This window comes from Actinophytocola oryzae, from assembly GCF_004364325.1.
Taxonomy (GTDB): Bacteria; Actinomycetota; Actinomycetes; order Mycobacteriales; family Pseudonocardiaceae; genus Actinophytocola; species Actinophytocola oryzae.
On the sequence record NZ_SOCP01000003.1, the window covers coordinates 295,720 to 315,021 of the forward strand.

The window sequence follows — 19,302 nt, forward strand, 5'->3', positions numbered from 1 at the left end:
GTCGAGGCGGCTCGCTCGACGAACAGGAAGCCGCCGAATGTCTGTCATCACCGCACCCTCGTTGGACAACCACCGGATCGCCGGGTTCAGCCCGCTGATCTCGCCCGCCCTGCTGCGCTACGAGCTGCCCGCGGGCGAGGACGTCGCCGCCACCGTGACGCGGGCCAGAACCGACGTGGTCGACGTGCTCGACGGGCGCGACGACCGCCTGCTCGTCGTGGTCGGGCCCTGTTCCATCCACGACGTCGACGCCGGGCTGGAGTACGCGCGACGCCTCGCGGCCGTGGCACGCACGCTGTCCGACGACCTGCTCGTGGTCATGCGCACCTACTTCGAGAAGCCGCGTACCACGATCGGGTGGAAAGGTCTCATCAACGACCCGCACCTCGACGGGACCTACGACGTCAACACCGGCCTGCGGCTCGCGCGCCGACTCCTGTTGGACGTCAACGGGATGGGCCTGCCAGTCGGTTGCGAGTTCCTCGATCCCATCACGCCGCAGTACATCTCCGACGTCGTCGCCTGGGGCTCGATCGGGGCACGCACGGCCGCGAGCCAGACCCACCGCCAGCTGTGCAGTGGACTGTCCATGCCCATCGGCATCAAGAACTCCACCTCCGGCGACACCGCCGACGCCGTCGACGGCATCCACGCCGCCGCGGCGGGGCACGCGTTCATGGGCATCAACGCCGACGGTCTCGCCGCGCTCGTCACCACGTCCGGCAACCCCGACTGCCACCTCATCCTGCGTGGCGGCAAGTCCGGCCCCAACTACTCGGCCACGCACGTCGAGTCCACACTGGACATCCTCGGCCGCGCGGGACTGGCGCGCCGGGTCATCGTGGACGCCAGCCACGGCAACAGCGGCAAGGACCACGTGCGGCAGGCGGCCGTCGTCACCGAGCTCGCCGAGCGGATCGCGCGGGGCGAGCGCGGCGTGACCGGCCTGATGATGGAGAGCTTCCTCGTCGCCGGACGCCAGGAGATCGGGCAGGACATGGTGCGCGGACAGTCCGTCACGGACGCCTGCATGGCCTGGGACACAACGGAAGCGCTGCTGACCGACCTGGCGGGAGCGGTACGCGCGAGGCGGTGAGCTAGACGGGAACAGCAGGCGGGTCGTCGCCGCGCTCCACCTCGTCCAGGTCCTCAGCCGTCACGAGGCGGTACTCGGCGATCCGTTTGCCGACCGCGAACCTCGGGTTCTGGATGCGACCGATGCGGGCCTCCGAGTACGGGTCGGCCAGCTCGCCGAACGCGATCTGCGACACCGTCCGGATCGCGTCGTCGACCCGTTGGGGCCGCTCGAGGTTCCACGCGTCACCGCCGCGCCAGCCGCGGATCCGTTCGTAGATCCGTCGGTTGGTCGGCGGGAACGGCGAGTCGTCGTCGCCGACGAGCCACGGCTCGGCCAGCGCCAGTGCCACGTACCACTCCTTGGAGCGGCGCGTCAACTGTCCTTTTCGGACATGCGGCTTCAGCTCGGTGTCCCGGTGGATCTGGGTCACCGGGCGTTCCGCCGCCACCATCGACTGCACGGTGAACGTCATCAGCAGGTCGGTGAACAGGTCGATGCCGACCTGTTTGCCCGCCAGCACGACCAGCTCGTTCTTGCCCTCGTCGAGCAGTGCGGTCATGTCCCGGATCATGGTCACGCGCCGCGCCCCGCCAGGAGCGTCCAGCAGGCTCGACAGCCGCCCCTCGCCTGCGCCGACCCACCGCAGCCACGCGGCCTCCGCGCCGACCACCAGCTCGGCGAGCGTCCCGGACACGTGCGGGGCGCATCCCGGCAGCCGCAGCTCCACCCGGCCCGGCCCCGGCCCGGCGGCCGAGTGCGGGTCGCGCCCGAACACGAGGCGCTCGCCCGGACCGAGCATCACCGGGTGCAAGTCGTTGCCCCGCACCATGACCTGCGGCATCCCGCTCCCCACCACCGTCCTGACCGACGCACGCGAGACTACCCGGTGCGCGACCACGACGCCCCTGCGCGCCTGAACCCCTGTCATACCACGATGATCCCAGCGCGGCGGGGAACACGGGGGTGGAAGGTTCCGGTCTCAGCAGCCGATCGAGGCCAGGTCGGTTTCCCCCGCGTCGGCGAGGTTGGCGCACAGCCGCCGCACGACCTGGTCGGGCGCCAGCTGCCAGACGCCGATGTCGGTGTCCGTGCCACCCGAGGCGAGCGACTTCCCGTCCGGGGCGAACACGAGCTCGTTCACCGGCGCGACGTGCCCGGTGAGCACCGCGAGCAGCCGCTTGCTGCGCAGGTCCCACAGCCGCACGACCGAGTCGTCCGAGGTGATCGTCGCGATGATGCGCCCGTCGCGGGAGATCGCGATCTTGCGGATGGTCGAGGAGTGGCGCCCGAACCGGTCGAGCACCCTGCCCGTCCTCGGGTCGCGGATCTCGATCATGCGGCCGGTGCCCGCGGTGAGCAGGGACCTGCCGTCCGGGGTGAACACGGACGTGATGAGCGAGTCCGAGCCGAGCCTGACCGGGTCCTCCTCGGTCAGGTCGGGCAGCCGCCAGCCCAGCAGGGTCGCGGTGTTCGTACCGTCGGTGTCGCTGCCGACGACTGACGTGCCCTCGTTGTTGGTGAGCGCGAGCAGCCGCTCGCCGTCCGAGGAGAACAGGAGCTCCGCCGGCGACTGCTCTCCTGCCTTCAGCTCCGCGCGCTGCGCGAGCGTGGCCACGTCCCACACCCCGATGCGGTAGTCGCTCTCCTTGCCCAGCCTGACGGGCGCGCCGTGCGCCGCGGCGAACAGCTTCCCGTCCGGGGACACCGCGATGGCGCCGCGGAACTCACGACCGGTGAGGTGGATCGACCGTGGCCGCGACACCCCACCGCGGGTGGTCGTCACGGTCAGCGTGGCGGTGATCGAACCGGTGATGCGCGTACCGTCCGGCGTGTACCGGACGGCGTAGGTGGCCGAGTCGAGCCTGCCCTGCCCGCCGACCTCGTCGCCGGTGCGGATGTCCCACGACGTGATCGCCCCGGACGCGTCACCGGCCGTCGCGGTGTGGCCGTCCGGGCTGATGTCCAGGCCCGTCACCGACTCCGTCGGCGAGGAGTGCCAGCTCACGTTGGTGTGCCAGCGCAGCACGGCCCCGTCGCTCGCGGACGCGACCCTCGTCCGGCCGTCTCGGGACACGGCGATCGCCAGCACCGTCTTGGCCGCACTGCTTCCGCCGCGCCGACCCTGCGTGATCGAACCGGCGTAGCTGCCGGTCAGGGGGTCCCAGATCGACAGCGCGGTGGTGTTGCTGTTGGTGTAGAGCACGGTGCCGTCCGGGCTGAACACGAGTGCGGACGGGCCCTGCCCCGGGTCGGTGACGTGCCTGGTGATGTCACGGAACGAACGCACCAGCGCGCCGGTCTCCGGGTTCCACAGGCGGATCGTGTTGTCCGCGACGCTCGCGGTCGCCAGCAGCTCAGGCGAGAACGCCACGAGCACGGACACGATCCCGTCCTCGTTCATCCGCGCGGTGCTCAGGTGCTCGGTGTTGGTGGACACGAGCGTGCCGTTCGCCGTGTTCCACAGGTCGAGGCGCCCAGCGCCGTTGCCGGCCGCGAGCCGGTCGCCCCTCACGCTGTAGGCGATGCTGATCGTGTTGGGCTGGGCCGTGCCTATCCAGCGGATCAGGTTGCCGGTCGTCGGGTCGAACTCGCCGATGGCCATGGTCACGTCCGCGCGGACGGAGATGGCCGCCACCGCCTGGCCGTCGGGGCGCCACGCGATCGGCCCGAGCGCCTCGTTGACGTCCGAGAGGCGCCGGATCAGCTTGCGGTCGGGGATCGACCACACCTTGACCCCGCTCACCTCGTTGTCGGTCGGGTCGACGGACGAGACGGCGAGCATCGTGCCGTCCGGGGAGAACTTCACCGCGAGGACGGTGCGTGCCGCGGTGATGTCGATGTCGAGCCGCCGACGTTCGACCACGTCCCACACCGCGACCTCGCCCTCGCCGGAGCCGACGGCGACGTAGCGGCCGTCGGCACTGACGTCGATCGCGTACCCCTGCCTCAGCCCCGACTTGAACGCCGTCGGGTAGGTCAGCATCGGCGCGGACAGCAGCGCGCCGCGTGCCTCGACGGTCTCGGCCGTGTGCCAGCCCTCGACGGCCTTGCGCATGGCGTCCACCGGGTCCGCGTCGGCCTCGGAAAGCGACTCCGCCGCGAGCGCCCTCGACTGTGCCTCGTTGCGGGCCTCGTCTGCCTCACCCCGTGCGACGAACGCGATACCGCCCGCGACGAGCGCGAGCACGAGCAGCGCGGCGAGGCCCACGACGAACCCACGCAGGCGGCGGGTGGTCCGTCGCCTGTCCCGCTCGCTCGCGGTCAGGAACGCCCGCTCGTCCGCCGAGACGTCGGCGCGGCCGTTCGACCAGTCCAGTGCCGCCGCGAGCCGCGCACCCCGGTACAGGTCGCCTCGGTCCTGGCCGCCCTTGCGCCAGTTGGTGACCGCCTCACCCAGCTGCTGGCGCACGAGCAGCGCGGCGCGGTCCTCATCGACCCACTGCCGAAGGCGTGGCCACGAGGTCAGCAGCGCGTCGTGGGACAGCGACACGGCGTCGGCGTCCACGGTGACGAGCCGCGCGCTCACGAGGCTCTCCAGGGCGCGGTGGGGCACCTCGGAGCGGTGGGCGCGGCGGCGCGCGATGCCGCCGCCGTCCAGCAGCGTGACCATGCGCAGCAGGGCACCGCGCAACGCCCACTGGTCGGCGGGTGCGAGCCGGTTGTAGACACCGTCCGCGGTGAGTGCGACGGCCCGGTCGACGCCGCCGGTGCGCTGGTAGCCGGTGAGGGTCAACCGGTTCCCGGTCCGGTTTCGCCACGTCTCGCGCAACGCGTGTGCGAGCCGGGGCAGCGCGCCCGGGTCGCGGCCCGCGCCGACGTCGGTGACCAGCCGGTCGACCAGGCCGGGCTCCAGCTCGAGCCCCGCGACCTCGGCAGGCTTGGTGACCACGCGGGCCAGCTCCTCGGCCGACAGCGGCCCGAGCACGTACGGGGCGTCGAGCGAGGGCTTGAGCGGCGGCAGCGTGATGCAGTGCTCGACGAAGTCCGCCCGCACCGCCAGCACCACGCGTGCGGGCCAGGCACTCGCGAGCGCGGTCGCGAACACCTCCCGTTCCCTCGGGTCGTGGCAGAGGGTGAACATCTCCTCGGCCTGGTCGACGGCCACGACCAGCGGCGCGTTCTCGCCCGCCGCGACCCGGCACAGCTCGCCGAAGTCCGACGGCCGTTCCCACAGCCGCCCCGCGAGTCGCAGCGGGTCGGTCCTGGTGAGCGCGGCGAGGCGGGCGGCGAGCGTGCCGACCGGCCGGTCGCCCGGTGTCATGGCGAGCGACTTCTCCCCCGCCCGTGCCTGCGCGGCGAGGAGGCCCGCGTGCAGCAGCGACGACTTGCCCGCGCCGGACGCGCCGACGACGATCAGCGGTCCGTCGCCGCCGCGCTGCCTCGACAGCCTGGCGAGCAGGTCGCGCACGGCCTGCTCGCGACCGAAGAACCAGTCGCTGTCCCGGATCCCGAAGCTCTGCAGGCCGGGGTACGGGCAGCTGTCGGCCGTGTTCTCGCCTGGCGTCGGGGTCTCGTCCTGCAGGTAGGACATCAGCAGGTGGACGAAGTGGTCGCCGGTCCTCGGCAGCTCGACCGACACCGCGGTGGGCGACTCGGCCGTGACCGCGGCGGCGGCGGCCATCAGCTCGCCTGCGGACGGGTAGCGCCGCTTGGGGTCCTTCTCCATCCCGGTGCGCACGACCAGGTCCATGGCCGGTGGGATGCGCCGGTCGAACAGGGACGGCGCGGGCGGCGGGTCGTTGAGCTGTGCGGCGAGCTTGCCGACGGTGTCCGGCGCGGGGAAGGGCACGCGGCCGGTGAGGCACTGGAACAGCACGCACGCGAGCGCGTACACGTCCGACGCGGCGTTGACGTCGACCTCGCCACGCATCAGACGTTCCGGCGCCATGTAGTCGAGCGTGCCGACGTAGTCACCGGTGTTGGTCAGCTTCGTGACGTCGTCCGCGAGCGGGCGGGCGATGCCGAAGTCGGCCAGGTAGGCGTTGCCCGCCTCGTCGAGCAGGATGTTGGCCGGCTTGACGTCCCGGTGCAGCACACCGGCCGCGTGCGCGGCGTCGAGCGCGCGCGCCACCTGCGTGAGGATCTCGATGGCGCGGGACGGCGACAGCGGTCCGTCGGCCAGCACCCGCTTGAGGTCCGGCCCGTCGATCAGGGCCATGTCCAGGTAGAGCCGGCCGTCGATCTCGCCGTGGTCGTGGATCGGCACGATGTGCGGCTCGTCCAGCCCCGCGACGAGCCGCGCCTCCCTGCGGAACCTGGCGCGGAACTCCGCGTCCGCGAAGCCGGGCAGGCGTTTGAGCGCGACGTGGCGGTCGTTGCCCGTGTCGTAGGCGCGGTGGACCTCACCCATGCCCCCGCGCCCGAGCAGCTCCTCGATCCGATACGGGCCGAATAACTCCGGGACCGTATCCGTCGTCATGCGCGCGCCTCCTGTCCCAGCCGTGGCGGCGCCAGCCTACGGGCTACTGGCAGGCGTCGAACATGGCGTCGATAGCCGCCTGCCGCTCGGCGTCCGGCGCGCCCGTGACGTCCCACAGGTAGTGCTGCGTCGCGTCGACACACGGCTTGAGCGCCGAGTTCTGCGACTCCAGGTCGCTGTTGGTCTGCTCGGCGGTCGACTTGTCGCCCTCGGCCGAGGTGATGTCCTTCCTGATGTCCGACAGCTCGGACTTCTTGTCCTCCATCACCGAGTTCGCCTTGTCGTGGTCGCTCTCCGCCGCGACGTAGAGACCGGCGAACACCCCCGCCACCGCGAACATCAGCACCGCCACCACGACCAGCACCAGGCGCGCCCTGGACTTCTTCTGCTGTGGCGGCAGCGACTGGGTGGGCAGGCCGGAGGTGTAGTAGCTCGGGAACGACGGCTGGGGCGGCTGTTGCTGTGGCATGCCCGTCGGCGGCGACTGCGGGTAGGACTGCTGCGGGAACGGCGATGACTGCGGGTACTGCGGCGTCTGCTGCGGGAACGGGGAGGACTGCGGGTTCTGGGGGTTCGAGTAGTAGTCGTTCACGACGTCCCCTCCTGGCGCACGCAGTCGAGCAGCATCTGGTCGATCGCGTCGGACAGCTCCTGTTCGGTGCCGGTCTGCGCGGCCTTGATGGCCTTCTTCGACGAGTCGGCGCACGTCTTGAGGTAGTCGTTCGTGCTCTTGAGGTCCTGTCCCTGCTGCTCCAGATCGTCCACAGCGGACTTCGTGTCGGACAGCTTGTCCTTCTGGTCGGCGATCTGCCTCTCGGTGACCGACACCTGGTCGTTCACGTCGGCCACGGCGCCCCGCTCGACGAGGAACAGGGTCACGAACAACCCCGCCGCGATGACCAGCACCGCCACGAGGACGCCGAGGATGATCGTCGTCCTCCGCTGCGTACCGCCCGGTTCTCCTGGCGGGGGCCCGGTCGGGGTCATTGGCTGGATCACTGCGACTCCCACTGTGCTGCCACTGTCTGCGCGTTCGCTGCCTTCAGTCTCGCCGCCTCGGACGACACCGGTAAGCGGAATGTTCCGAGATGGAACAAAGTTGGGCCGACCGGAGGAACGGGTCACCGGGGAGGAACAGGTCATCCTACGTCCTCACGACCTCGGCGTGAACAATTCATCCGGTTCCGTTACCGAAACAGTGGAACCCCGTGACCACCGCACTGTTTCCGCTGGTCCCGCTGCGCGACAGTGGTCGCATACCGAGGAGGTACGCGCGGCATGACAGCTTCTGTTCCCCATGCCCTCGCACACTGGGCGTCGGAACGCCCCGACGACACGGCGTTCACGTTCGTCGGCGGCGGGCTCACCGTCGAGCGGGAGCTGACCTACGCGCAGCTGGCCGAGGCGTCCTGGCGCGTGGCCGCGTTCCTCCGCGACCGCGTCCAGCCCGGTGACCGCGCGCTCCTGCTGTTTCCGCCGGGTGCGGACTACCTGGCCGCGTTCCTGGGCTGCCTGTCCGCGGGCGTGGTCGCCGTGCCGCTCTACCCGCCCCGGCCGGGCGCGAAGCTCGACCGCATCGCCTCGGTGGTCAGGGACTGCCAGGCACCGGTCGCGCTCACCACGTCGGCCCTGGTGCCGCTGCTCGCCGACCTGCCGGTCACGACGCACGCCGTCGAGGACCTGACCGTCGAGCCGACCGGGATGCTGCCCAACCCGGAGGCACTCGCGTTCCTGCAGTACACGTCCGGCTCGACGGGCAACCCCAAGGGCGTGATGGTCGGCCACCGCAACCTGGTCGCGAACCTGTCGGCCATCGAGGTCGGGTTCGGGGTGCGGGACGACGACGTGATCTTCAGCTGGCTGCCGATGTACCACGACATGGGGTTGATCGGCACCACGCTGCTCCCCCTGGTCACCGGCCGTCCCGCCGTGCTGCAGAACACCTTCGAGTTCGTGCGCGACCCGCTCAGCTGGGTCCGGGCGGTCGACCGGTTCGGCGCGACGTGTTCCGGCGGACCCAACTTCGCCTACGGCCTGCTGACCGAGCGCTACGACGAGTCCCGACTGTCCGGTGTGGACCTGTCACGCTGGCGGATCGCCTTCAACGGCGCGGAACCCGTGAGCGCGGACACCATGGACGCTTTCACCGAGCGCTACGGCACGCACGGCTTCTCGGGTCGCGCGTGGTTCCCCTGCTACGGCCTCGCCGAGGCGACCCTGTTCGTCTCCGGCGCCACACCGATGTCCGGCTACGGCACGGCGGACGTCGAGGACCACGCGGTCGTGTCGTCCGGCACGCCCGCCGACGGGACCGAGGTCGTCATCCGGGGCGACGACGGCACGGCGCTCGCCGACGGCTCGGTCGGCGAGATCTGCGTGCGTGGCCCCGGGGTCGCACGCGGGTACTGGAACAAGGACTCGACCGGGACGTTCCGCACCAGGATTCCCGGCCATGCGGGCACTTTCCTGCGCACGGGCGACCTCGGCACGCTCCTCGACGGCGAGCTGCACGTCGCGGGCCGGGTCAAGGACCTGATCATCGTCGGTGGGCGCAACTACCACCCGACCGACGTCGAGGCCGCCGCGAGGACCGACGAGCGCGTGTGCTCCGGCGCGGCGTTCCAGGTCGACGACCGCGTCGTGCTGGTGCTGGAGATCGTCCCGGGGTCCACCGTGGACGGCCTCGCGGACGTCGTGCGCCGGGCGGCGTCGGTCACCTGTGAGCTGGAGCTTTCGGAGATCGTGTTCGTCCGCCCCAACTCCATCCCGCGCACGTCCAGCGGCAAGCTGCGCCGCGTCGAGACACGCAGGCGGTACCTGGCAGGCCGGCTCCCGGTCCTGCGCACCGCGACGGCCGCGGTCGCGGCAGCCACCGACGTGCCTTCGCTGCTGGCCGACAGGATCGGCTTCGCGCTCACCGACGAGGACTTCCGGCGTCCGCTCGCGGCGCTCGGCATGGACTCGCTGAAGCTGGTGGCCATCAAGGGTGCCGTCGAGCAGACCCTCGGCGTTTCGCTGCCCGCCGAGCTGTTCTTCGGTGACACCACCCTCGACGACGTCATCGACGCGGCACGCACCGCCACGCCTCCCGTCCCGCTCGCGTCCTCGAACACCCAGGCGGCGACCGAAAGCCAGCTACAGTTCCAGTTCTTCGACCAGCTGCACCCGGACGACCGGTCCAACACGCTGTCGTGCGCGCTGCGGTTGGGCCGGGCGTTCACCGAGTCCCGGCTGCGTGCCGCGATCACGGTGGCCGTGACGCGCCACGCCGCGCTGCGGACCGTCATCCGCGACGGCGTGCAGGTGGTCCACGACGAGCCGCGCTTCGAGTGGGACAGCCTGGAACTGGCCGACGACACGGACAACCACGACTTCCTCTCGGTGGTCGCCCACCGCGAGTTCGACCTCGTCGACGGCCCGCTGCTGCGTGCGGCGGCCATCCTCTCCCCGACCGGCACCACACTGCTGCTGGCCTGCCACCACGCGGTAGCCGACTACGCGTCGCTGCGGATCGTGCTCGCCGACGTCCTCGCCGAACTGCTGGGGGACAAGGGGTTCGCGCTCGGAACCGGCCAGACCTCCGCCCTCGGCTGGGCGGCGGAGCAGGCCCGCGTGACGCCGGAGAAGATCGAGAGGCTGGCCGCGCTGGCCGACCGGTGGCAGCCGTTCCGCGACCACGTGCTGTTCCCGGGGAGCCCGGCGGTTCGCCGCCGCAACCCGGCCGCCACGGTCGACTTCTCGGTCGACGCCGACCTCCTCCACACGCACTGCAGGGAACGCGGTTTCACCCCGTTCGTCACGCTCGCCGCCGCCTACCTGCGGGCACTGCACCGCGTCACCGGCGCGCCGACGGTCACGGTCGCGACGCCGCACCACGGCCGCACCGACACCCGTTTCGCCGGCGCGGTCGGCTACCTGGCCAACCCGGTGCCCCTGCTCGGCGACTTCACGGCCGGCGACGACCTGCCCGCGCTGGAGGACCGCACCTGGCGCGGCCTCCGCGAGGCGCTGACGTGTGCCGACGTGCCCTTCCCCCACCTGGTTCGCGCGCTGGCGCCCGAACGGCACGGCCAGAACCCGTTGTTCCAGGCCACGATCACGTTCCAGCAGTCGGCCGACGGCCGCCTGGGCGACGGCTTCGCCATCCCGTGGAGCGGCGCGAGCGACACGGTGTCCGGTGTGGACGTCTCGGTCGTCGACGTGCCACCGCGTGACGCCGCGTTCGCGGTGAGCCTCTACGGCGCCCGTGACGGCGACCGGCTCGTGTTCCGGCTGGTGTACCAGCGGGAACTGGTCGACGAGCCGACCGCACGCCGGGTCGCCGACGAGTTCCGGCTCGCGCTGGACGAGGCCGTCGGGCGGTGCGAGCCGGTCCGCGAGGACCTCCCCGCGCCGTCGCTCGCGTGGGTGCCGAACCTGGCCGAGGGCTTCGCGCGGTCGGTCGACCTGTTCGGCGACCGGATCGCGTTGCGGGACCGCGGTGTCGGACTGTCCTATCGCGACCTGGAGAACGAGGTCGCCGAGTTGGCCGGAGTGCTCCCCGCCGACACCGTGGCGCCGGTCGGGATCCTGCTCCAGCGATCGGCGGCCATGGTGGTCGCGGCACTGGCCGTGAACCGCACCGGAGCGGCGTACGTGCCGGTCGACCCCGGCACACCCGCCGCCCGCGTCGCGTTGATCCTCGAGGACGCCGCGCCGTCACTGGTGATCACGTCGAGCGACCTCGCGGACCGGGTGCCGGAGGGCGTGCCGACGCTGCTGTTGGACGAGCCGATGCCGCCGGGCACACCGATGTCCGCCGACGCCTGTCCGTCCACCTGGGACAGTCGGGCGTACGTGATCTTCACGTCCGGTACCACCGGCCGTCCGAAGGGCGTGCAGGTCTCGCACGGGAACCTGCTGCGCCTGTACACCTCGACCGAGGAGGAGTACGGGTTCGGGCCGGGCGACGTGTGGTCGCTGTCCCACAGCTTCGCGTTCGACGTGTCGGTGTGGGAGATGTGGGGTGCGCTGCTGCACGGCGGCTGCCTCGTGGTGGTGCCGCGCGAGACGACCAAGGACCCGGCCGCGTTCCGCGAGCTGCTGCGGGCCGAGCGGGTCACCGTGCTGTCGCAGACACCGACCGCGTTCAACCAGCTGGCGGGCGAGGACGTCCAGCACGCCGACCGCCTGCCGCTGCGCTGGGTCGTGTTCGGCGGCGAGGCACTGCACTTCGCCGACCTGCGCCGCTGGGTCGCCAAGTACGGCGACGACGACCCGCGCCTGGTCAACATGTACGGCATCACCGAGACGACCGTGCACAGCTCGTTCCGGCGGGTCCGGCGCGGCGACCTCGACCAGGGCAGCAGCCTCGTCGGCCTGCCGCTGTCCGACTCGGGCTTCGTGCTCGTGGACGAGGCGCTCGACCCCGTGGCGGACGGCGAGATCGGCGAGATCCGGGCCGCACTGGGCTCGGTGCCCGGGGTGCTGCGGGCGGCGGTCGTCGTGCAGAGTCCACAGGCGACTCCCGTCGTCAGGGAACGCACGGTGTCCACCCGGATCACCGAAACGCGTGACCTGATCCGTGGCGCGGCACCGACGACCGGCCCCAGGATCGTGGCGTACGTGGTCGGCGACGACACCCTGGTGCCGAACACGGTGTTCGCGACGTTGCGTGCCAGGCTGCCCGAGTACCTGGTGCCCGCGTTCGTGGTCGCGGTCGACGAGATCCCGACCAACCACAACGGCAAGGTGGCCGAGGACGGGCTGCCCGTCCCGACCGCGGCGAACTGCCTGCGTGAACCCGCCGTCGAGACCGGCGCGGACGCGGGCACGGACGTCCAGCTGCTGTGCACGCTGTTCGAGGAGGTCCTCGGCACGGCCGGGATCGGCCCGGACGACTCGTTCTTCTCCGTCGGCGGCGACTCGATCGTCGCGCTGCGACTGCGCACCACCGCGATGGCACGCGGCATCTCGATCGAGCTGGCCGACCTGTACACGCTGCAGACCCCGCGTGCGCTGGCCGCGCGCCTCGACCTCACGGCAGGCACCGCGGTCACCGTGCCACCGGCGCCGGTGGCACGGTTCGCGATGCTCACCCCGGACGTGGTCGACGCCTACCCGGTCGGCACGCTCCAGGCAGGCCTGCTGTCCACAGCGCCTACCAGGCCGACGTGAACATGTACCGCGACACCTTCATGTTCCGGCTCCGCACCCGGTAGGACCAAGAGCGATCAGGCTCGGCGCCCCGGACCACGACAATCGGACCGCGGCGGTCACCGTGACCGGCGCCACCGGGTGCCGAGCAGCCCGGTGCGCGGTTCGACGCTGCCGAGCACCGCGTCGGTCACGTCCGGCGTCGGCGCCAGGTCGTCGGCGCCGAACCAGGTGAGCGCGTTCACCGTGGCGTACCAGTCCTGGCAGGCCACGCAGTCGCGCAGGTGCCCGTCCGGCACGGTGGGCTCGGGCTCACCGTCGGTCCTGGCCGACAGCGCTTCACGGCACGTGTCACAGTCCACCCTTGTATTGTCGTCGCACGCCACTCGACAGTTCCCGGGATCACGCGCCGGAGCGCTGAACGGGGCCCAGTTCGTAGGGCGCGAGGACGTCCGCGATGGTCCGGTTGCGCGGTGTCGGCACCCCGAGCCGCTCACCGAGCGAGACCACCCCGCCCGAGAGCCACGGCAGCTCGAGCCTGCTGCCCCGCTCCAGGTCGTGGTACATCGATGCGGCCATGTCGGCGGGGAGCGTGTCCACGAACGCGAGCCGCTCGGTCACGAAGTCGTCCGACAGGTCGACCCCGGCCGCGCGGCCGACCGCCAGCACCTCGGTCATCACGTCACGCAGCAGTTCGCGGGTGCGCGTGTTCGCACGGATGACCCCGATGGGCTGGCGGACCGCGGCCGTGGTCGCCGAAATCCCGACGAGGAACACGAACTTCTCCCAGGTCACCCGGGTGATGGCGGCGCTGACGCGTGCGTCGATGCCCGCGTCGACGCAGGCGGCGAGCAGCTCGTCGGTGAACGCCGACGGGCGGCCGTCGAACTCGCCGAACACGAGGCTCTGCAGCCCGCCGAAGTGCGTGACGACCCCCGGCTCCTGGATGCCCGCCGAGATGTAGCAGGCACCGCCGAGCACCGACTCGGCAGGAACATGTGCCCGCAGCACGTCGTCCTTCGCCACGCCGTTCTGCAGTGACAGGACCCGAGCGCCGGTGGCCCCGAGCTGAGCCATGACGTCTTCGGTGTCCCACAGCTTGACGGCGACGAGCACCAGGTCGGCAGGCCCGGCGTCCGCGACCGTCTGCACGGCGGGCGCCGTCGACCGGAACTCGCCGAGCGGACTGCGCACGACCAGCCCGTGCTCCTGGATGGCTGCGAGGTGCCTGCCCCTGGCCACGAACGTCACGTCGTGCCCCGCCACCGCCAACCGCGTGCCGAAGTACCCGCCGACGCCACCCGCGCCGACCACCACGATCCGCATCGCTTCCCGCCTTCCTGGCTCTCCGTGCCCCGTCTGACACCATGATCGCCCAAGACTTAAAACTGCGTGCCACGCAATCTTGCGTGCTACGCAACTTCTGGTACGGTGTGGCTCGTGAGCGGGCTGCGGGAGCGCAAGAAACAGCAGACGCAGGAGGCGTTGAGCTGGGCGGCGCTGCACCTCGCCGTCGAGCGGGGGTTCGGCCGCGTGCTGGTCGAGGACATCGCCGCCGAGGCGGGCGTCTCGCCGCGGACGTTCAACAACTACTTCTCCAGCAAGGCGGAGGCGATCGCCTGGCGCCAGCTCAACCGGGCGAGGGGTGCGGCACGCCTCATCCGGGAGCGGCCGAGGACCGAGCCGATCTGGGAGTCGATCACCGAGGCGCTCGTGTCACAGGCCAGCGACCAGCACCCCGGTCCACAGTGGACGGCCGGTGTGCGGTTGATGATGACCGACCCGGCGCTGGTCGGCGAGTACCTCAAGGCCAACGCGGCGGCCGAGCAGGAATGGGCCGCCGCCATCGCCGAGCGCACCGGCACCGAGCCGACGGACATGTACCCGCAGCTGGTCGCGGCCGCGGTGGGTGCCGCCCACCGGGTGGCCACCAACCGCTGGCTGCACGCCGACCCGCCGGTCGGACTCGGTTCGCTCCTGCGTGACGCCCTGCGGGGGATCGCCGCGGGGTTGCCCGCCCCCTCCGCCTGACCCGTCTCCGAACCAGCACCGCACGCCGATCGGGTGCGGTGGCGTAGAAGGCGTCCTCGTGCCCGAAGATGTCGTGATCATCGGCGGCGGCGGCACTCCGCAGGTGGTTCGGAGAACCACTGGGCAGCGCCACTACTCAGTGATACGGTATAGTGGTACTCGGCGGCACTGAGTACCACGAGAAAAGGCCCATGATGGACGACCTGACCGAGATGCTGAAGGGCACGCTCGAAGGCTGCGTGCTCGAGATCATCGGCGGCGAGGAGACCTACGGGTACGCCATCACGCGCAGGCTGAACGAGCTGGGCTTCGCCGACGTCGTCGAGGGGACGGTCTACACCATCCTGCTGCGACTGGAGAAGAACGGGCTCGTCAAGGTGACGAAACGACCGTCGGAACAGGGCCCGCCGCGCAAGTTCTTCGCGCTCAACGACGCGGGCCGCGAACAGCTCGCGACGTTCTGGGCGAAATGGGAGTACGTCTCGTCACGGATCGACAAGCTCAGGGAGGGTGGGCGATGAACTTCTGGGAGACCATCACAGGCAGCGACCTCACCAGGGACTGGAAAGCGTTCAACGCCAGGGCGGAGGCACTCCCTGCCGACTACCAGGCGGCGTGGGCGCAGATCATCGCCCACCTCTTCCCCTACTCGGACTTCACCGGTCGGAACCTGATGCCGATCCTCGACGGCGCTCTCGGGCTGCTCGAGGACTCGGCGGCCGACGGCCAGGGCGTCCACGAGGTGCTGGGTGAGGACATCGGAGGCTTCTGCGCGGCGCTGGCAGGCGGGGAAGGTGCCCGGAGCTACCGCGACCGGTGGCGGGAGCAGTTGAACAGGAACGTCGCGAGGAAACTCGCCCGGCTGGGAGGCTGACGTGGGCATCCAGGACATCATCGAGGGCAAGAAGCAGTGGCGGGCGCACCTGGCGCGGGTCAGGGCGCTCCCGCCGGACTACCGGATCGTCTACAAGGAGATGCAGAGGTACCTCTTCAAGGTCGGACCGGTCGACCTGTCCGAAGGGCACCTGCTCTCCGGGATCGTCGACTTCTTCGAGGAGGGCGTCGCGGCGGGCAAGGGCGTGATACAGCTCATCGGCGACGACGTCGCCGCGTTCTGCGACGACCTGGTGAAGGACTCCCGCACGTACGCGGACATCTACCAGGAGTCCATCGCCGCACGCGCCGACTAGGAGTCCGCGCCCTCGGACGGGAGATGGTGCAGGCGGACCTCGGTGATGGCGTGGTGTTCCACCGCCGTCACCTCGATCTCCCATTCGGCGAGGGTCACCCGGTCGCCCGGCTTGGTCGGGATCCGGCCGAGTGAGGTCAGGACCAGGCCCGCGATCGTCGCGTAGTCGCCCTCCGGGCGGTCCGCCATCTCGACGCCGAGGTCGATCAGGTCGTGGATCGGGAACGTCCCCGGCAGCTGCAGCGCGCCGTCGGGGTGGGTCCGCACCGCCATGACGTCCCGGTCGGTCTCGTCGTAGATCTCGCCGACGATCTCCTCCAGCAGGTCCTCCAGGGTCACGATCCCGTCTATCGCGCCGTGTTCGTTCGCCACCAGGGCGAACTGTTCCCGTTCGTCCTTGAAGCGGCGCAACGCGTCGGAGATCCGCACCGAGTCGGGGAACACCAGCGGGGGCCGGGCCACGTCCGCGAGGGTGCGGGAGTCGTCGAGCAGGTCCCGCAGGGTCACCACGCCGATCACGTCGTCCAGGTGGCCGTCCCGGACGATCGGGGAGCGGGTGTGGCCGGACGAGGCCAGCGCGGCCCTGGCCTCCGCGATCGGCACGTCCGCCCGCATGGTGAACACGTGGCGGCGCGGGACCAGCACCTCGCGGAGGATCCGCTCGTGGATCTCCAGCGCGCCGGTGATGATCGTCCGCTGCTCCGCGTTCAGGCCCCGGTGGCCGATCACCAGGTCACGCAGCTCCTCCGGGCTCAGCTGCTCCGAGGCGGCACGCGGGTCGCCCCCGAAGACCCGGACGATCAGGTCGGTCGTCCTGCCCAGGATCCACACCGCGGGGCGGGACATCCTGGACAGGAAGTCCAGCGGGCGGGCGACCGTCAGCGCCCAGCGCTCGGCGTTCTGCATCGCGAGGCGCTTGGGCGCCAGCTCGCCGAATACCAGGGTGAAGAAGGTCAGCACCAGGGTGATCAGGGCGATCGCCACGGCCTCACGCGCGCTGCCGAGGAAGCTGAACAGGGGCGCGACCGGCTCCGCGAGCGACACGGCCGCCGCGGCGGAGGCCAGGAAGCCCGCCAGCGTGATGCCGATCTGGATCGTCGCGAGGAACCTGTTCGGGTCGCGCGCCAGCTTCACCAGCGTCCGGCCTGCCGCGGAGTCACGCCGCTCCAGGCTCTTCAGCTGGCCCTCCCGTAACGAGATCAGGGCGATCTCGCTTCCGGCGAACAGGGCGTTCATCACCACCAGCACGCCGACGAGCACGATGTTCCACCAGTAACCACTCATGTGGGTCCATTCCCGTGTGCGACAGGCGACAACGGTACCCACCCGAAGCTACGGTCGAGGAATGACTCCAGCGGAGGTCCGGACACGGGCGACCGGCCCCACCGCCGGTCTGGCCCCCGGCTACACGCAGGCCAACCTCATCGCCGTGCCCGGGGACTGGGCGTACGACATGCTGCTGTTCGCCCAGCGGAACCCCAAACCGTGCCCGGTGCTGGACGTCACCGACGCGGGCAGCCCCAGGACCGTGCTCGCGGCGGGCGCCGACCTGCGGACCGACCTCCCCCGCTACCGCGTCTGGGTCGACGGCGCCCTCACCGACGAGCCCGCCGACGCCACCCCCCACTGGCGCGACGACCTCGTCGCCTTCCTCATCGGGTGCAGCTTCACCTTCGAGTCCGCCCTCCGCGACGCCGGCGTCACGCCCCGGCACGGGCGCAACGTGCCCATGTACGTCACCGACCGCGAGTGCCGGCCGGCGGGGCGCCTGCACGGGCCGCTGGTCGTCTCCCTGCGGATGATCCCCGAGGACATGGTCGACACGGCCGTGCGGGTGACCGCGCTCATGCCTGCCGTGCACGGCGCGCCCGTGCACGTCGGCGATCCCGGCGGGCTCGGCATCGCCGACCTCGACAGCCCGGACTTCGGTGACCCGCCGGCGGGCGAGCCGGGGGATGTGCCCGTGTTCTGGGCGTGTGGTGTCACCCCGCAGGCCGTGCTCATGGCGTCCCGCCCGCCGTTCGCGATCACCCACGCGCCCGGCCACATGTTCGTCACCGACGTGCGGGACGCGGCGTACCGGCTCCCCTAGCCGCGTAGTGCCCCTCGTCGGACAGCACGACCGCGTGGTCCCAGTGGGCGTCGCCGCGCAGGATGGCGTGGTGCAGCTCGCGCAGCCCGCGACAGGGCTCCAGCCCGAGCTCGGTGGCGAGGAGCCCGCGGATCTGCCGGTAGACCTCGAGTGCCTCGGCCGGGCGGCCACTGCGGCACAGGGCGAGCATGAGATGCGCTCGCAACGCCTCGTGGAACGGGTAGTCGGCGATCAGCCCCGGCAGTTCCGCGATCAGGCCCTCGTGCCTGCCGAGCGCGAGGTCGAGCTCCGCCCGCTGTTCCCAGCCGGTCAGGCGCAGCTCGGTGAGCCTGCGCGCGGCGGCCTCCGCCACCGACATGTCGGTGAAGCCGGTGAACGCGGGCCCACGCCACAGTTCGAGCGCGGTCCGCAGCAGCTCACGGGCCTGTTCGAAACTCCGCGTGGTCCGTGCGGCGCCCGCGCGCCTGATCAGTGTTTCGAAATCGACTGAATCGATTGTGGTGGCGGGATCGACGACCAGTCGATATCCGCCCACCCCGTGCACGATTCGCCCGTGTTCACCTAATTCCACGCGAAGGCGGTGAACGTAGATCTGCAGTGTTTTCCGACCGGTGCGCGGCGGGGCGCCGAGCCACAGCGATTCGATCAGCCTCTCGGTCGAGACGGGCTCGTTCGCCCGGGCCAGCAGCACAGCGAGCAGCCTGCACAACATCGTGGCAGCCAGCGGAACGCTTTTCCCGTCCCGAAAAACGCGCAACATCCCCAGTACCTGGAATTCAATCATGACTTCCCCCCTGCGTACGAATATTAATCGTTCCGCTCGCGGAAGTCACGCAACCGGCGCGCAACCGGCGCGCAGGCGGTAACCGATTGACTGTCGCTCGTCTCGAATCCGCTCAGACACATCCAGGGGGTAACGAAGTGAACCAACTGCGTAGATTGGTCACCGCCGTCGCGGTGGCCGCCTCCATGGTCCTCGCTCTCGCGGCGACGGCCTCGGCGGCGAGCGTGCCCGACCAGCGGCTGCACCCACCGTCGGTCAGCGCCCAGGTGTCCTGTGGCTACTACTCCGGGAAGACCGAGACCGTGCGCGGCGACAAGGGCGACCGCGTCCGGGAGGTGCAGTGCCTGCTGCTGTACTGGGGATACAGCGTCGGTCCTTCGGGTGTCGACGGTGACTTCGGCGCGAACACCGAGGCGGGGGTGAAGGCCTTCCAGGCGGACACCTACGGCGTCTGCGGCCCGCCCGGGCTGGTCGACGACGGCAGGGTCGGCAAGCACACCTGGAGCGCGCTGCGCTCCTCGAACAGCTGCCCGACCGAATAGCCGAGAACCGGTCGGCCCCGCCTCCCCCGCGA

The 19,302-nt window shown here is 71.0% G+C and carries 16 protein-coding genes; 8 read left to right on the forward strand and 8 right to left on the reverse strand.

All coding sequences use genetic code 11. The features are described 5' to 3' along the window. The first annotated feature begins 37 nt into the window (after positions 1-37). Positions 38-1,096 (forward strand): 3-deoxy-7-phosphoheptulonate synthase, encoded by a 1,059-nt coding sequence (locus CLV71_RS08805; protein WP_133902139.1) that lies wholly within the window; start codon positions 38-40, stop codon positions 1,094-1,096. Between the two features lies 1 nt (position 1,097). Here the strand turns inward: CLV71_RS08805 and CLV71_RS08810 are convergent, their stop codons facing one another. The 4 genes from CLV71_RS08810 to CLV71_RS08825 are packed head-to-tail and all read right to left on the reverse strand — an operon-like array spanning position 1,098 to position 7,496. Then, positions 1,098-2,006 carry a hypothetical protein gene (locus CLV71_RS08810; protein ID WP_208297476.1) on the reverse strand — a complete coding sequence of 303 codons (909 nt, stop codon included), beginning with the start codon at positions 2,004-2,006 and terminating at the stop codon, positions 1,098-1,100. Positions 2,007-2,057: 51 nt separating this feature from the next. Further along, positions 2,058-6,497 carry an nSTAND1 domain-containing NTPase gene (locus CLV71_RS08815; protein WP_133902140.1) on the reverse strand — a complete coding sequence of 1,480 codons (4,440 nt, stop codon included), beginning with the start codon at positions 6,495-6,497 and terminating at the stop codon, positions 2,058-2,060. A gap of 43 nt (positions 6,498-6,540) precedes the next feature. Continuing rightward, positions 6,541-7,089 (reverse strand): hypothetical protein, encoded by a 549-nt coding sequence (locus CLV71_RS08820; protein ID WP_133902141.1) that lies wholly within the window; start codon positions 7,087-7,089, stop codon positions 6,541-6,543. Further along, entirely contained in the window at positions 7,086-7,496 is a 411-nt protein-coding gene (locus CLV71_RS08825) for a hypothetical protein (protein ID WP_133902142.1), read from the reverse strand. The genes CLV71_RS08820 and CLV71_RS08825 overlap by 4 nt, the downstream gene beginning before the upstream one ends. A gap of 279 nt (positions 7,497-7,775) precedes the next feature. Here CLV71_RS08825 and CLV71_RS08830 point away from each other — a divergent pair, with 279 nt between their 5' ends. Beyond that, entirely contained in the window at positions 7,776-12,653 is a 4,878-nt protein-coding gene (locus CLV71_RS08830; protein ID WP_133902143.1) for an AMP-binding protein, read from the forward strand. Positions 12,654-12,751: 98 nt separating this feature from the next. Here the strand turns inward: CLV71_RS08830 and CLV71_RS08835 are convergent, their stop codons facing one another. Both CLV71_RS08835 and CLV71_RS08840 read right to left on the reverse strand, forming a co-directional pair. Beyond that, on the reverse strand, positions 12,752-12,994 hold the full coding sequence (locus CLV71_RS08835; RefSeq protein WP_133902144.1) for a hypothetical protein: 243 nt from the start codon (positions 12,992-12,994) through the stop codon (positions 12,752-12,754). Positions 12,995-13,034: 40 nt separating this feature from the next. Next, a complete protein-coding gene (locus CLV71_RS08840; protein ID WP_133902145.1) occupies positions 13,035-13,958 on the reverse strand; it encodes a ketopantoate reductase family protein in 924 nt (307 codons plus the stop codon). A 114-nt stretch (positions 13,959-14,072) separates the two neighbouring features. Here CLV71_RS08840 and CLV71_RS08845 point away from each other — a divergent pair, with 114 nt between their 5' ends. From CLV71_RS08845 to CLV71_RS08860, 4 genes are all read left to right on the forward strand, one after another. Then, positions 14,073-14,663 (forward strand): acyl-CoA-like ligand-binding transcription factor, encoded by a 591-nt coding sequence (locus CLV71_RS08845; protein WP_133902146.1) that lies wholly within the window; start codon positions 14,073-14,075, stop codon positions 14,661-14,663. Between the two features lie 194 nt (positions 14,664-14,857). Continuing rightward, complete coding sequence (locus CLV71_RS08850; protein WP_133902546.1) at positions 14,858-15,184, forward strand: PadR family transcriptional regulator; 327 nt, start codon at positions 14,858-14,860, stop codon at positions 15,182-15,184. Next, positions 15,181-15,537, forward strand: a complete 357-nt coding sequence (locus CLV71_RS08855) for a DUF1048 domain-containing protein (protein ID WP_133902147.1) — start codon at positions 15,181-15,183, stop codon at positions 15,535-15,537. Before CLV71_RS08850 ends, CLV71_RS08855 begins: the two co-directional genes overlap by 4 nt. Position 15,538: 1 nt before the next feature. Continuing rightward, complete coding sequence (locus CLV71_RS08860) at positions 15,539-15,853, forward strand: DUF1048 domain-containing protein (RefSeq protein WP_133902148.1); 315 nt, start codon at positions 15,539-15,541, stop codon at positions 15,851-15,853. Here the strand turns inward: CLV71_RS08860 and CLV71_RS08865 are convergent. Beyond that, positions 15,850-17,136, reverse strand: coding sequence for a hemolysin family protein (locus CLV71_RS08865; protein WP_133902149.1), 1,287 nt, complete (start codon positions 17,134-17,136; stop codon positions 15,850-15,852). The two genes, CLV71_RS08860 and CLV71_RS08865, sit on opposite strands and share 4 nt — an antisense overlap. Positions 17,137-17,197: 61 nt before the next feature. Between CLV71_RS08865 and CLV71_RS08870 the strand changes: the two genes are divergently transcribed. Beyond that, positions 17,198-17,944 (forward strand): putative hydro-lyase, encoded by a 747-nt coding sequence (locus CLV71_RS08870; protein WP_208297478.1) that lies wholly within the window; start codon positions 17,198-17,200, stop codon positions 17,942-17,944. Here CLV71_RS08870 and CLV71_RS08875 read toward each other — a convergent pair. Continuing rightward, the gene (locus tag CLV71_RS08875) at positions 17,907-18,728 is read right to left on the reverse strand and encodes an AfsR/SARP family transcriptional regulator (RefSeq protein WP_133902151.1); all 822 of its coding nucleotides are present in this window, start codon (positions 18,726-18,728) and stop codon (positions 17,907-17,909) included. The genes CLV71_RS08870 and CLV71_RS08875 overlap by 38 nt on opposite strands. Positions 18,729-18,865: 137 nt before the next feature. Between CLV71_RS08875 and CLV71_RS08880 the strand changes: the two genes are divergently transcribed. After that, positions 18,866-19,270, forward strand: a complete 405-nt coding sequence (locus CLV71_RS08880) for a peptidoglycan-binding domain-containing protein (RefSeq protein WP_208297479.1) — start codon at positions 18,866-18,868, stop codon at positions 19,268-19,270. Positions 19,271-19,302: the final 32 nt, after the last annotated feature.